The following is a 13,371-nucleotide window of genomic DNA, read 5'->3' on the forward strand; positions in this document are numbered from 1 at the left end:
CGACCAGCAATATCCGGGGTGCAATGCGCCGAGAACTCGGCTAAAAGCGGCGGCTGGCAAACGTTTCGGACGGATGGATCGATGACCGGAAGCAGGATTTTGGTGACGCTGACGCTTCTGGTGGCGATCGCCGCGGTGACGGCCTGCGGCCGCAGGGCCGGCCTCGATACGCCCTACGAGGCGGCCGTGCAGGCCCGCAAGGATGCCGAGAAGGCCAAGCAGCCCGTGCCGCCGGAGCCGGAAAAACCGGTCAAGGACAAGAAGTTCTTCCTCGACCCGCTGATCTAGAGCCGAAGAGAGCGGGTTTGGTCTTCCAAACCTGATCTCACAGTGCCCCAACTTTCCGGAAAACACTCTCGTGAACCATTTCGATTACCGCGACGGCGTGCTGCATGCCGAGGACGTGGCGATACCAGATATCGCCTCGGAGGTCGGCACGCCGTTCTATTGCTATTCGACGGCCACGCTGACCAGGCACTACCGCGTATTCGCCCAGGCCTTTGCCGGGCTCGACGCGCTGGTCTGCTATGCCATGAAGGCGAATTCCAACCAGGCGGTGCTGCGGACGTTGGCGAGGCTCGGCGCCGGCGCCGACGTGGTGTCGGAAGGCGAGTTGCGCCGGGCACTGGCCGCCGGCATCCCGGCCGGCAAGATCCTGTTCTCAGGTGTCGGCAAGACGGCGCCTGAAATGGATTTTGCGCTCACCGCCGGCATCCTTTGCTTCAATGTCGAATCCGAGCCGGAACTCGAACTCCTGTCCTCCCGCGCCGTGGCTCTCGGCAAGGTGGCGCCGATCTCGTTGCGCATCAATCCCGATGTCGACGCCAGGACGCACAAGAAGATCTCCACCGGCAAGGCGGAGAACAAGTTCGGCATTCCGTGGCAGCGGGCGCGTCAGGTCTATGCCCGCGCTGCCGAATTGCCGGGCATCAAGGTCACCGGCATCGACACCCACATCGGCAGCCAGATCACCGAATTGCAGCCCTTCGACGATGCTTTCGCGCTGCTTGTCGATCTGGTCGGTGCACTGCGCGACGACGGCCACGCCATCGAGCATATCGATGTCGGCGGCGGCCTCGGCATTCCCTACCGTGTCGACAACAACCCGCCTCCGCTGCCTGATGCCTATGCGCAGATCGTCAGGAAGCATGTCACCAAGCTTGGGCTCAAGGTGATGTTCGAACCGGGCCGGCTGATCGTCGGGAATGCCGGCATCCTCGTCTCGGAGGTGATCTTCGTGAAGGAAGGCGACGCCAAGAATTTTCTGGTCGTCGATGCCGCCATGAACGACCTGATCCGGCCGACGCTCTACGATGCCTTCCACGACATCAGGCCGGTCGTCCAGCCGCCGGCCGACACGCCGCGCATGATGGTCGATGTGGTCGGGCCGGTCTGCGAGACCGGCGATTATATCGGGCTCGACCGCGACCTGCCCAGGCTGAAGGCCGGCGATCTGGTAGCGGTTTCCACGGCCGGCGCCTATGGCGCGGTGCAGGCCGGCACCTACAACACGCGTCTTCTGGTGCCTGAGGTGCTGGTCGATGGCGACCGTTTCCACGTCGTGCGTCCGCGCCTGACCTATGACGATTTGATCGGGCTGGATTCGGTGCCCGATTGGCTGGCATAGAGCGTTTCACCGTTTCATCGAAACGGCGACCCGCTCTGTCTCCTTGTTTTGACGCAATTCCGTACGGAAAACCGCGCACACTTTTCCTGGAATTGCTCTAGAAGCCGCACCGCCTGTCGAGCTATAGCCGGTTCTGGATGAGCGCCCTTGTATCGGCGATCCTGTCCTCGTCACGGCGATAAAACGTCCATTGCTTGATGCGCTTGGTGCGCAGCAGGCCGGCATGGGCAAGCACGCGCATATGCTCGGAGAGCGTCGCCTGCGTAATGCCGAGCTTCTCCGCGATCAGCAGCGCGCAAACGCCGTCCTCGACAAGATCGCCATCTGCCTGGGCCGGGAAATGCGCGCGCGGATCCTTCAACCAGTCGAGGATTTGCAGCCTGCGCTCGTTGGCAATCGCCTTGAAGATATCAACCTCTTGCATTTAGCTATTTTGCCAAGTTACTAATTACAGTCAATCCCGAGGAGATCGCCATGCCGCAAGGCAACACCGTCACACGCGAACGCATCGCCGCGATGGAGCCGCGCATTCGCCCCTATATCAGGCGCACGCCGGTGCTGCGCGTCGATATGGCCGACTTCGACCGGCCGCCGCTGGCGGTCGACCTCAAGCTTGAATGCCTGCAGCATTCCGGCTCGTTCAAGGCACGCGGCGCCTTTACCAATCTTCTCGAACGCCAGGTCCCCGAGGCTGGCGTCGTCGCCGCGTCGGGCGGCAATCATGGCGCCGCCGTCGCCTACGCCGCCATGCGGCTTGGGCACAAGGCGACCATTTTCGTTCCCGAAGTCAGCCCACAGGCCAAGCTGGAGCGTATTCACTCCTATGGCGCCGAACTGGTCGTCGGCGGCGCCCGCTATGCCGAAGCGCTGGCCGCCAGCGAACGTTTCGCCGAGGAAACCGGCGCTCTGCAGATCCACGCCTTCAATCAGGAGGAGACGCTGGTCGGCCAGGGCACGCTCGGGCTGGAGATCGAGAGCGACCTGCCCGAGATCGACACGCTTCTGGTCGCGGTCGGCGGCGGTGGCCTGATCGGCGGCATCGCCGCCTGGTATGCAGGCCGCATCCGCATCGTCGCCGTCGAGTCGGAAGGCGCGCCGACGCTTCACCGCGCCTTCGAGGCGGGTCACCCCGTCGATGCGCCGGCGGAAGGCATCGCCGCCGATTCGCTGGCGCCAAAGCGCGTCGGCGAAATGATGTTTCCGATCGCCGAAGCCTTCGTCGAACGCTCCATCCTGGTCAGCGACGACGACATCATCGCGGCGCAGAAAGCGCTGTGGAGCAGCGTGCGCATCATCTCCGAGCCGGGAGGTGCCGCCGCCTTCGCCGCGATCCTGTCCGGCCGCTACGCGCCGGCATCGGGAGAACGCGTCGCCGTGCTGGTCTGCGGCGCCAACGCAAACCCCGCCAATTTTTGATTGCAACCATTTCGGCCGGCTTCACGTTTTTTCAAACTGCCTCGCCTTTGCCGTGTTTGCTGGTATTCTTCGAGTCGTGAGGCTTGGGCTATTTTGCCCGTCCCATGGAAGGGCCGATGACGCAACGACCCATCTTCAGCAACGACCGCGGCCTGGCCGGGCGCCTCGCCTTGAGCCGGCTGGCGACACGGGTCTCGATGGTGGTCGAGCGTGGCTGGCCGCTGCTGCTCCCGCTCGTCATCCTCGCCACCCTGTTCCTCAGCGCCTCCTGGTTCGGCATTTTCTCCCGGCTGCCGGATATGCTGCGCATCGGCCTTGTCGCCGCCTTCGGCGTCGCCGGGCTCGCCGGCCTCTATCCGCTGCGCTTCTTCCGCATGCCAGGTGCTGCCGAGATCGATCGCCGCATCGAGGCAGCCAACAGCCTGCTGCACAGCCCCGTGCTGACGCAGGCCGACCGGCCAAGCGGCAGGGAAAGCAGCTTCTCCCAGGCGCTCTGGCGCGAGCATCAGAAGCGCATGGCCGCAAAGCTCGACAGCCTCGGCGCCGATTTGCCGCGCACGCGCGTGCCGGAGCGCGACCCCTGGGGGCTGCGCGCCGTGGCCGCACTTCTGCTCGTCACCGCCTTTGCCTTCTCCTTCGGACCGACGGGTGGCCGGCTGAGCGATGGATTCATGGCCCATGGCACATATGACACCGTGCCGCCGCGCATCGACGCCTGGGTGACGCCGCCGGCCTATACCGGCAAGCCGCCGATCTTCCTGACCGCCGACGCCAACCAGGCGACGCCGACGTTTCATGTCCCCGAGGGCAGCGAGGTCTCCTTGCGCGTCACCGGAGGCTCGGGCGAGGAAACGCTCGCCTATGCCGACAAGGACGGCAACGCCCGCGCCATCGACCCGGCCAGCCAGCAGGCTGCCTCCGCCAAGCCGGCCGCGGGCGCAGCGCCATCCTCTTCGCCGTCGAAGATACGCCAGTTCATCGGCAAGCTGACCGGCGACGGCACGCTGACGCTGAAGTCGGGTGAGGATCAGCTCGGCCGCTGGGCCTTCGCCGTCGTGCCCGACAAGCCGCCGCAGATCCGCTTCGTCGGCGAGCCCAAACGCGCCGCCAACGGCGCCTTCGAACTCAACTACCAGATCGACGACGACTACGGTGCCGCCAACGCCAAGGCGATGTTCGCGCTGGCCGGCCCGCAGGTGCCGGGTGCACGCCCGCTCTACGGCCCGCCCGAGATGCCGCTGACGCTCCCGCGCCGCGGCGGCAAGTCGAATGCGGCCAAGACCTCGAAGGACCTGACAGAGCACGTCTGGGCCGGCAGCAGCATCAAGCTGACGCTCGTCGCCACCGACGACGCCGGGCACACCGCGTCGAGCGAGACCAAGACGCTGGTGATGCCCGAACGGCCGTTCTCCAACCCGCTCGCCCGGGCGGTGATCGAACAGCGCCGGCTGCTGGCTCTCGACGCCAATGCCAAGCCGCGCGTGCTCGACCTGATGGACGCCATCACGCTGCGGCCGGAAGACACGTTCGACAACATGTCCCACTACCTCGCCATCATGAGCGCGCGCAGCCGGCTGAAGCTGGCCGCAAGCGACGATCAGCTGCGCAGCGAGGTCACCTATCTCTGGGAAATCGCGCTCGGCATCGAGGAGGGCAACCTCTCTGCCGCCGAAAAGCGGCTGCGTCAGGCGCAACAGGCGTTGCAGGACGCCATCAAGAACGGCGCCAGCGACCAGGAAATCGAAAAGGCGATGAAGGAACTGCGCGAGGCGATGAACCAGTTCCTGCAGGAATTCGCCGAACGCGCCAAGCAGAACCCGAACGCGCCGCAGATGCAGCAGAATGGCCAGGAACTGCGCCAGAGCGACATCGACCGCATGATGGACCAGATCGAGAACCTGGCGAAGTCGGGCGATCGCGACAAGGCGCAGCAACTGCTGTCGCAACTGCAGGACATGATGAACAACCTCCAGGCCGGCCGTCAGCAGCAGGGCGGCCAGCAGGACAGCGAGATGCGCCAGCAGATGGACAAGCTCGGCGAAATCCTGCGGCGCCAGCAGGAGATGATGAATGACACCTTCCGCATGGACCAGATGCAGCGCGGCGAGCGCCAGCGCGGACAGAACCGCGACGAGCAGCTTGGCCAGGGCGGCGGCGAGGACCAGGACAAGCCGGGCGTTGGCGAGGATCGCGATCCTCTCGCCAGGCAGAAGCCGATGACGCCGCAGGAATTCGCCGACGCGCTGAAGCAGTTGCAGGAAGGCCAGGGCCAGCTGAAGAGCGATCTCGACAAGCTGAAGAAGGGCCTCGAAGGCATGGGCATGGAGCCCAATGAAGGATTTGGCGAGGCAGGCAAGTCCATGGGCCACGCCGAGCAGGCGCTCGGCGAGGGCCAGGGCGACGAAGCCGTCGGCCATCAGGGCCGGGCTCTGGAGGCGCTGCGCAAGGGCGCCAAGGACATGATGAAACAGATGCAGGCCATGCAGGGCGACCAGGGCGGCAGCGAGCAAGGCGGCCGCCAGCAGAATGCCGACCGCGACCCGCTTGGCAGGCCACGCGCCAGCAAGGGGCCGGATTTCGGCGATTCGGTGAAAGTGCCCGACGAGATCGACGTCCAGCGCGCGCGCCAGATCCTGGAAGCGATCCGCAAGCGGCTCGGCAATGCGCTCAGCCCCGATGTCGAGCGCAGCTATCTCGAACGGCTGCTGGAATTGAAATAGGACAGCGGAGCAACCGGCTGCTTTATGCAACGGCAGGCTGGGCTTGCCTGTTGACGAACGCTTCCCGGATCGCCTCTTGCATGCCGTCGATCGCCTCGCCCGATGCGTTCGGGTTGCGATGCATCACCACATTGGAGGAATCGATGTCGCCGAACCCGTCGGCCGACGTCAGCTCACGGCAGCCGTCCGGAATGTTGCTGCGCGAAATCGGCGCGATCGCCAGCCCCGAGGTGACGGCAAGCTTCAGGCCGCCATTGGTGTCGCTGGTATAGGCGACGCGATAGGCAAGGCCGCGCTGCTCCAGCGATTTGATGGCGAAATCCTTGCACCAGCCGGCCCGGTTGTAGAGCGCGATCGGCACCGGACGCTCCTCATGCATGTGATGCAGGGTCGATGTCACCCACACGGTCGGATCGTGCATCAGCACTTCTCCGCCGGAAGCATCCTGCCATTCGAACACCACGCACAGATCGAGTTCGCCGGCTGCGAGCGACGCCATCTGCGCCCAGGAATGGGCATAGCGCACGGTGACCTCGACCTGTGCGTGGCGCTTCGAAAACGCGCCGAGCGCCCGCGACAGGATGGCGTGGCCATACTCCTCCGGAATGCCGATGCGCACCGGCCCGCCGAGCGGCGCGGCCGTCATCGACGCCGCCGTTTCCTCGAGCAGCGCGACGATGCGGCGGGCGTTGACGATGAGTTCGCCGCCGCGCCGCGTCAGTGCGACGCCGCGTGAACCGCGCTCGAACAGGCTGTCGCCGACCAGGCTTTCGAGCTTCTTCATCTGCATCGACACGGCCGACTGGGTGCGGCCGGCCAACTCCGCCGCCTTGGTGAAATTGCCGGCATCGGCAATGGCCACGAAGGTGCGCAGGAGATCGCTGTCGAGGGTCGGCCGCATGGAATCCGCCATAAGAAAATTTGATTGCTGGTATCATTCCAATTCGTTTGCAACATGTCAAACACCGGACGATAGTCGCCTCACCCATTGGATATGCGGCTGCGGAATCAGCCGCGGACCAATCGAGAGTCCTCACTCGTGCCCGCTGCCCGAAACGGTGGCGGGTTCTTTTTGATCTGCAGGCGGGGGCCTCCGGTCGTACACGCGGGAGCCTGAACGCGGATGCAAAATAGGATGGTGCGCGGCATCCTGAGCCTGTGCCTCGGCGTGCTGGTCTTCTCGCTGCAGGATCCGCTCGTCAAGGCAGTGTCGAGCGGCTATCCGGTGACCGAGGTGATGGCGACCCGCTCGATCGTCGCCTTGCCGATCCTGATCCTTCTCGTCCACGCCGATGTCGGCCTGCCGGCAATCCTGTCGCGGCGGTTCGGCCTGCTGACGATACGCGCCTTCATCCAGTTCACCTCCTATACCATGTACTATTTGGCCATCGCCGCCCTGCCGCTGGCCGATGCCGTGGCGCTCTACTTCATGGCACCGTTGTTCATCATGGCGCTGGCCGGGCCGTATCTTGGCGAGCGCGTCTCCTGGCGCACGCTGGCGACCGTGCTGATCGGGCTGCTTGGCGTCGTCGTGATGGTGCGCCCGGGCGCCGGCCTGTTCGACTGGGCGGCCCTGCTATCGCTGGGCTCGGCGGCGCTCTACGGCTTCTCGCAGTTGATGGCCCGCAAGATCGGCGATACCGAATCGTCCACCGTCATGGCCTTCTATCAGAACGGCGCCTATCTCATCGGTGCTGCCATGGTCGCCGGCTCGTTCCACTCTGCCGGCATCACCCACGCCGTCCACCCGAGCCTGGAATTCCTGGTGCGGCCGTGGATATGGCCGACGCTGGCGGATTTCCTCAAGATGGCGGCCTGCGGCTTCGTCGCTTCGGCCGGCATGATCCTGTTGTCGCAGGGCTACCGGCTGGCGCCGGCCAACCGCGTCGCCACCTTCGAATACACCGGCATCCTGTGGTCGCCGCTGTGGGGTTTTCTGTTCTTCGCCGAAGTGCCGCGGTCGACGACCGTCATCGGTGCGGCCCTGATCATTGGCGCCGGCCTGCTGGCGCTCAACAGCGGATTGCGCAAGAGCCCGGCAGCGGCGTTGGCTGCCACCGACCCAGCCTGATCAGGCGAAGCAGATCAGCGCCCGTTCGACCCGCGAGCGGATTTCAGCCAGCGTGAAGGGCTTTTGCACGACATCGAGGATGATGCCGTTCAACTCCTCGGCGCGCTCGCGCTGGTCGGCATAACCGGTCATCAGCAGGATCTTCATCGCCGGGAAAAGCGCGGCCGCCGCGATCGCCATCTCGATGCCGTCCATCTCCGGCATGCGGATATCGGAGACCACGAGGTCGTAACCGCCATTCGCGGCGCGGATCAGCGAAAGCCCTTGCGCGCCATCGGCGGCGATATCGATTGTGTGGCCGGCGCGTTCGAGCGCGCGGGCGGCGAGGGTGCGGACGGACTCATCGTCCTCGACGATCAGAAGCTTTGCCATGGCCGGCATATTTGGCGGCCAAACGTTGACTTTTCCTGAAAGTCCCGGCTGGCCGGCGGGCTAATTTTCTTGGACGCCGTTAAGGCCTTTTTCAGAATTGCCACGCGAGGCAAAGGCCTTACGCATCGCCTTTCACAACACCCACGAACGGCAATTCGCGAAAAGCATGTGCAACGTCCATACCATAGCCGACGACGAAATAATCCGGGCAGTCGAAGCCGACATAGTCGGCGTTGAGCGCGGTCTGGCGGCGCATGCGTTTGTCGAGCAGCACGGCGATGGAACAGCTTTTCGCGCCACGCGACAGCATCAGGTCACGGGTGAAGCTCAGCGTCTTGCCTGATTCGAGGATGTCGTCGATCAGCAGCACATCGCGGCCGGCGACCTCATTGTCGATGTCGCGCAGCACCCTCACCTCGCCGCTGCTGGTGCCGGCGCCATAGCTGGAGATGAAGATGAACTCGACCTCGGGCGACAGGCCAACGTCGTGCATGGCGCGGATCAGATCGGCGGCGAAGATGAACGAGCCCTTCAGCACCGAAATCACCAGGAGATCGTGATAGTCGTGCTCGGCGATCTCCTTGGCCAGCTCAAGATTGCGCCGTGCAATCGCCGACGCCGAAAATAGGACCTCGATGTCCTTGTCGCGTACGATGGGCATTGCTCGTCTTCCCCGGTGATCGCCTACTGCGCAAAAGTGACCAAAACGGTCCTTACGCCGTTCTTAGGCACGTCGAGCCGGCTGGCAAAGCCAAATCTTTCTCCCGACGCCAGCGAATGGCTGGATGTCCCCAACGTATAGCGGGTCGTGCGCCCATCATTGCCGGTCACCCGGATCTCGAGCGGCGGCAACTGTGCCGGCTTCGCCCCGTCATTGGCGGCCTCGCCATCGACGAACAGCACGGGATTGGGTCCGGAGGCGTCGACGCGAGAGGTGACGCCCGAAATCGTCAGCGCCGATGTTTGCCCACCGGAGAGAAACGGTGCCTGGCGCACCAGCGCGTGCCCGCCGGAGACCCAGAAGGCGGCAAGGGCGGCGGCAATGCCGGCGATCCAGAAGATTGGCCCGCCGCGCGAGGCTGGCGGCCGCTCCACCGGCGCCTCGGGCTTGCGCAGCATATCCATGCCCTCGATGGGTGGCGTGACGATCGCGCGCGGCGGCGGTGGAACGCTTTCGGCCGGGGGCCGCGACATCACCACATAATCGGCATCGACGATGTCGGCCGCGGGACCGCGCATGAACCGGTCCGCCGCGGCGATTGCCGGGGGATCGGTCATGATTTCGCCGGAAACCGGGCGCGCGGTTCGTTCGTCAGCCATCATGGCCCCAGCGTTGCAGCACGTGTTCGCTTTTCGTTTCTTTTGCGTAAACAAAAATGGTTAACGCTTCCCCACCGGAGCCCTTGTGACGAGCCGAAAGAACCCAGGAATTAACCGCCGGTTAACCATGCCGGCCGATGGTCTTTTCGCAGAACAGGCAGGTTATGCGCTGCCACGAAATTCAGGTCGTCGAAATTGATTCGCTTCGAAAATGTCGGCCTCCGCTACGGCATGGGTCCGGAAATCCTCCGCGACATTTCCCTGCATATTCCGGAGCGCTCGTTCCAGTTCCTGAGCGGGCCGTCGGGCGCCGGGAAGACGACCTTGCTGCGCCTTTTGTTCATGTCGCTGAAGCCGACGCGCGGGCTGATCACCATCTTCGGCAAGGACCGCTCGCGCATCTCGCGCACCGAACTGCCGCATTTGCGGCGCCGCATCGGCGTGGTTTTCCAGGATTTCCGCCTGCTCGACCACATGACCACCTATGAGAACGTCGCGCTGCCGCTGCGCGTGCGCGGGCGCGAGGAAGCAAGCTACCGCACCGATGTCACCGAGCTGTTGAAATGGGTGGGGCTGGGCGAGCGCATGCATGTGCTGCCGCCGGTCCTGTCGGGCGGCGAGAAGCAGCGCGCCGCGATAGCGCGCGCGCTGATCGAGCAGCCGGAGATCCTGCTCGCCGACGAGCCGACCGGCAATGTCGATCCGCCACTGGCGCGGCGGCTGCTGCGGCTGTTCATCGAACTCAATCGTCTCGGCACCGCCGTGGTGATCGCGACCCACGATCTCGGCCTGATGGAACAGGTCGACGCGCGCCGCATGATCCTGGCCGGCGGAAGGCTGGACATCTATGACTGATTTGTCCGTCGAACATCTCCACGAGCACGAACAGGAAGCCGACACGGCCGAGGCAAGACCACGCGCCCAGCGCAAGATGGCGCCGATCGTGCCGGCGCAGAACATCGCCGGCCGCGCCCTGGTGCTGGTCATCGCCATCATGACCTTCCTGTCCTGCCTGACCTTCGGCGCGGTGACGCTGGTGCGTGATACGGCCTCGGTCTGGGAGAACCAGATCTCGCGCGAGGCGACGATCCAGGTCAAGCCGGCCGACGGCCTCGACATGGAGGCAGCGCTCACCCAGGCCTCGCAGATCGCCGGCGAGTTCCCCGGCGTGAAGTCGACGCGGATCATCGACCGCGAGGCGACCGCCAGGCTGCTGGAACCGTGGCTTGGCTCGGGCCTCAACATCGACGACCTTCCGGTGCCGCGCCTGATCATCGTCACCATCGACGAGAACAGCCCGCCCGATTTCGCCGCCATGCGCGCCGCGATCACGCCGAAGCTGCCGAGCGCCTCGCTCGACGATCACCGCACCTGGGTCGACCGGCTGGTGGCCATGGCCCGCACCACGGTGACCATCGGTATCGCCGTTTTGGCGCTGATGCTGGCGGCGACCGTGCTGACGGTCGTGTTCGCGACCCGCGGCGCCATGGCTGGCAACGGCCATATCATCGAGGTGCTGCATTTCGTCGGCGCCGAGGCGGCTTTCATCGCGCGCGAGTTCCGTCGGCATTTCCTGGTCACCGGCATGAAGGGCGCGGCCGCCGGCGGGGCGGCCGCGGTGCTCGTCTTCATCGTCTTTTCCTGGTGGTCGTCACGCAACATGGCAACGCCGCAGGCCGACCAGGCTACTGCCCTGTTCGGCAATTTCGCCATCGGCTCGGCCGGCTATTTCGGCGTCGTGCTGATGGTGCTGGTGATCGGCGCACTGACGGCGGCAACCTCCCATGCCACCGTCGTCACCTATCTCAGCGACATCGACGTCCGCCAACCCGACGCATGAAAAGGGAGCGTGTCTTTGGGTCGAGGACGTGGATGGAAACGAGACGGATCACGGATGGAGAAACAGCGTAACGCAAAGTGCGTCTTTTACCTATCAAAGGCCGCATTTCGGGATTAACGATATGGCCATGGACGTGCGGGATTCGACCGGGACGGCTGGGCAGATGCCAGTGGTGGTTGCTCGTTCGCGCGACCACGACAAGGCTAGCCGTTTAAAGACGGCAATTCGGATCTCCGCGCTCTCGCTCCTCGTCCTCGCAACCTTGTTCGCCGGCGGCTTCGGCTGGTTCGCCAACAAGGTCAGCCATCTGACCACGCCTACCAATCCGACCAAAGCCGATGCCATCATCGTGCTGACCGGCGGCCAGTCGCGCCTCGACGCCGCGATGGAATTGCTGGCATCCGGCAAGGGCGAGCGGCTGCTGATCAGCGGTGTGCATCCTTCCGCCAGCCGACGCCAGCTCCAGGCGGCTACCGGCGGCGACAAGAAGCTGTTTTCCTGCTGCGTCGACATCGACCGCGCGGCGCTCGACACGATCGGCAACGCCGAGCAAAGCGCCAAATGGGTGACAAACCATGCCTATGGCACGGTGATCCTAGTCACCAACAACTATCACATGCCGCGCAGCCTGCTGGAAATGGGCCGGCTGCTGCATGGCGCAAGGCTCGAGCCCTATCCGGTGGTCAATTCCAATCTCGACAATGGCGGCTGGCTGACCAAGCCGCGGGCGTTGCGGGTGCTGTTTACCGAATACACCAAATATCTGCTGGCGCTGGCGCGCGGCATCGTGCCGGTGAAGCCGACCCCAGACGGCATAGCGCTGGCCGAAACCGCGGCTGGCGGCTGAGCCGGTATCAGCCCTCGACCGCAGTCTCTGAAATTCCCTTGAGACTCGCGATCTCCTGTTCGAGCTGTTGAATGCGCCGGTCCCGCTCTCCAAGCGCTGCCGCGACATCTGCCGCCTCGAAGCGCTGCGGAATGTGCTGCGGGCAATTGGCATCCCAGGCCGAAACCGTGAACAGGATGACTTGCTCGGGCCGCGCCTTGTAGTCCTGCGGCATCAGCCTCGCCATCAGCTCGGCATCGTTTTCGACGACGCGCGCCGTGCCCCAGATCTTGATGCGCTGGCGCAGCATATAGTCGATCAGGAAAAGGAAGGCCCTCGGATTGTCGGCCAGATTGCCCTGGGTGATGAACTGCCTGTTGCCGGCAAAATCCGCGAAGCCGATCGTCTTTTCGTCGAGCACCTTGAGAAAGCCGGCCGGCCCACCCCGGTGCTGGATGTAAGGCTGGCCATCGCCATTGGCCGTCGACAGGAAGACGCTGGTCTGCATCGAGAGGAAAGCCGCAAGGTCGGGCGTGATGACGCCCTGCCAGCCGCCACGCTCCTCGACCCGCGCATAGGACTGGCGCGAGCCCTTGCGGGCCTGGATCGCCTTGACGGTCGGTGTGAAGGCGACGTCGCTGGTGAAAGCATGTGCGTTCATCGAAACCTCCTTGATGTCTCCGGTCCAAACACTTGAGAGACGATGCTAGAGCCCGAGCTCCGACAATGTCGGGTGGTCGTCCGGCCGGCGGCCGAGCGGCCAGTGATATTTGCGGTCGGCCTCGCCGATCGGCAGGTCGTTGATGCTGGCGATGCGCAGGCGCATCAGCCCGTGTTCATCGAACTCCCAATTCTCGTTGCCGTAGCTGCGGAACCACGAACCTGAGTCATCGTGCCATTCATAGGCGAAGCGCACGGCGATGCGATTGCCGTGGAAGGCCCAGACCTCCTTGATCAGCCGGTAGTCGAGTTCGCGGCTCCATTTGCGGGTCAGGAAAGCCTGGATGGCATCGCGGCCCTGCAGGAATTCGGCGCGGTTGCGCCAGCGGCTGTCGGTCGTGTAGGCGAGCGCGACCCGTGCTGGATCGCGGGAATTCCATGCATCCTCGGCCATGCGCGCTTTCTGCGCTGCGGTCTCGGCGGTGAAGGGCGGAAGCGGCGGGCGGCTTTCAGACATGG

General features: G+C 64.6%; 15 protein-coding genes. 8 read left to right on the forward strand and 7 right to left on the reverse strand.

What is annotated here, in order from left to right; genetic code table 11:
• The first annotated feature begins 81 nt into the window (after positions 1 to 81).
• Together X741_RS159790 and lysA are read left to right on the forward strand one after the other, a co-directional pair.
• Positions 82 to 288: a hypothetical protein gene (locus X741_RS159790; protein ID WP_023763887.1), complete on the forward strand. Its 207-nt coding sequence runs from the start codon at positions 82 to 84 to the stop codon at positions 286 to 288.
• A gap of 70 nt (positions 289 to 358) precedes the next feature.
• Entirely contained in the window at positions 359 to 1,627 is a 1,269-nt protein-coding gene (gene lysA, locus X741_RS159785; protein WP_023776763.1) for a diaminopimelate decarboxylase, read from the forward strand.
• A 121-nt stretch (positions 1,628 to 1,748) separates the two neighbouring features.
• Here lysA and X741_RS159780 read toward each other — a convergent pair whose 3' ends face one another.
• Positions 1,749 to 2,051, reverse strand: a complete 303-nt coding sequence (locus tag X741_RS159780) for a metalloregulator ArsR/SmtB family transcription factor (RefSeq protein ID WP_023776764.1) — start codon at positions 2,049 to 2,051, stop codon at positions 1,749 to 1,751.
• Between the two features lie 50 nt (positions 2,052 to 2,101).
• On the opposite strand from X741_RS159780, the gene X741_RS159775 reads away from it, so the two are divergent.
• Together X741_RS159775 and X741_RS159770 are read left to right on the forward strand one after the other, a co-directional pair.
• Positions 2,102 to 3,043: a threonine/serine dehydratase gene (locus tag X741_RS159775; RefSeq protein WP_023776765.1), complete on the forward strand. Its 942-nt coding sequence runs from the start codon at positions 2,102 to 2,104 to the stop codon at positions 3,041 to 3,043.
• A 116-nt stretch (positions 3,044 to 3,159) separates the two neighbouring features.
• Positions 3,160 to 5,763 carry a TIGR02302 family protein gene (locus tag X741_RS159770; RefSeq protein WP_023776766.1) on the forward strand — a complete coding sequence of 868 codons (2,604 nt, stop codon included), beginning with the start codon at positions 3,160 to 3,162 and terminating at the stop codon, positions 5,761 to 5,763.
• 22 nt (positions 5,764 to 5,785) lie between these two features.
• Here X741_RS159770 and X741_RS159765 read toward each other — a convergent pair whose 3' ends face one another.
• Complete coding sequence (locus tag X741_RS159765; protein ID WP_023763882.1) at positions 5,786 to 6,664, reverse strand: LysR family transcriptional regulator; 879 nt, start codon at positions 6,662 to 6,664, stop codon at positions 5,786 to 5,788.
• Positions 6,665 to 6,886: 222 nt separating this feature from the next.
• Between X741_RS159765 and X741_RS159760 the strand changes: the two genes are divergently transcribed.
• Positions 6,887 to 7,834: a DMT family transporter gene (locus tag X741_RS159760; RefSeq protein ID WP_023776767.1), complete on the forward strand. Its 948-nt coding sequence runs from the start codon at positions 6,887 to 6,889 to the stop codon at positions 7,832 to 7,834.
• Here X741_RS159760 and X741_RS159755 read toward each other — a convergent pair whose 3' ends face one another.
• The 3 genes from X741_RS159755 to X741_RS159745 all read right to left on the reverse strand — a co-directional run bounded on the left by X741_RS159755 (position 7,835) and on the right by X741_RS159745 (position 9,529).
• Positions 7,835 to 8,206: a response regulator gene (locus tag X741_RS159755; protein ID WP_023763880.1), complete on the reverse strand. Its 372-nt coding sequence runs from the start codon at positions 8,204 to 8,206 to the stop codon at positions 7,835 to 7,837.
• 118 nt (positions 8,207 to 8,324) lie between these two features.
• A complete protein-coding gene (gene hpt, locus X741_RS159750; protein ID WP_023776768.1) occupies positions 8,325 to 8,867 on the reverse strand; it encodes a hypoxanthine phosphoribosyltransferase in 543 nt (180 codons plus the stop codon).
• A 23-nt stretch (positions 8,868 to 8,890) separates the two neighbouring features.
• Complete coding sequence (locus X741_RS159745) at positions 8,891 to 9,529, reverse strand: hypothetical protein (protein WP_023776769.1); 639 nt, start codon at positions 9,527 to 9,529, stop codon at positions 8,891 to 8,893.
• A 192-nt stretch (positions 9,530 to 9,721) separates the two neighbouring features.
• On the opposite strand from X741_RS159745, the gene ftsE reads away from it, so the two are divergent.
• The 3 genes from ftsE to X741_RS159730 all read left to right on the forward strand — a co-directional run bounded on the left by ftsE (position 9,722) and on the right by X741_RS159730 (position 12,213).
• Positions 9,722 to 10,381: a cell division ATP-binding protein FtsE gene (ftsE, locus tag X741_RS159740; protein WP_010911739.1), complete on the forward strand. Its 660-nt coding sequence runs from the start codon at positions 9,722 to 9,724 to the stop codon at positions 10,379 to 10,381.
• Positions 10,374 to 11,366 carry an ABC transporter permease gene (locus X741_RS159735; protein ID WP_023776770.1) on the forward strand — a complete coding sequence of 331 codons (993 nt, stop codon included), beginning with the start codon at positions 10,374 to 10,376 and terminating at the stop codon, positions 11,364 to 11,366. Before ftsE ends, X741_RS159735 begins: the two co-directional genes overlap by 8 nt.
• A 121-nt stretch (positions 11,367 to 11,487) precedes the next feature.
• Positions 11,488 to 12,213: a YdcF family protein gene (locus tag X741_RS159730; RefSeq protein WP_023776771.1), complete on the forward strand. Its 726-nt coding sequence runs from the start codon at positions 11,488 to 11,490 to the stop codon at positions 12,211 to 12,213.
• 7 nt (positions 12,214 to 12,220) lie between these two features.
• Here X741_RS159730 and X741_RS159725 read toward each other — a convergent pair whose 3' ends face one another.
• Entirely contained in the window at positions 12,221 to 12,853 is a 633-nt protein-coding gene (locus X741_RS159725; RefSeq protein ID WP_023776772.1) for a pyridoxamine 5'-phosphate oxidase family protein, read from the reverse strand.
• 45 nt (positions 12,854 to 12,898) lie between these two features.
• Positions 12,899 to 13,369, reverse strand: coding sequence for a DUF1348 family protein (locus X741_RS159720; protein WP_023776773.1), 471 nt, complete (start codon positions 13,367 to 13,369; stop codon positions 12,899 to 12,901).
• Between the last annotated feature and the right edge of the window lie 2 nt (positions 13,370 to 13,371).

The sequence above is a fragment of the Mesorhizobium sp. LNHC221B00 genome, assembly GCF_000502935.1.
GTDB lineage: Bacteria > Pseudomonadota > Alphaproteobacteria > Rhizobiales > Rhizobiaceae > Mesorhizobium > Mesorhizobium opportunistum.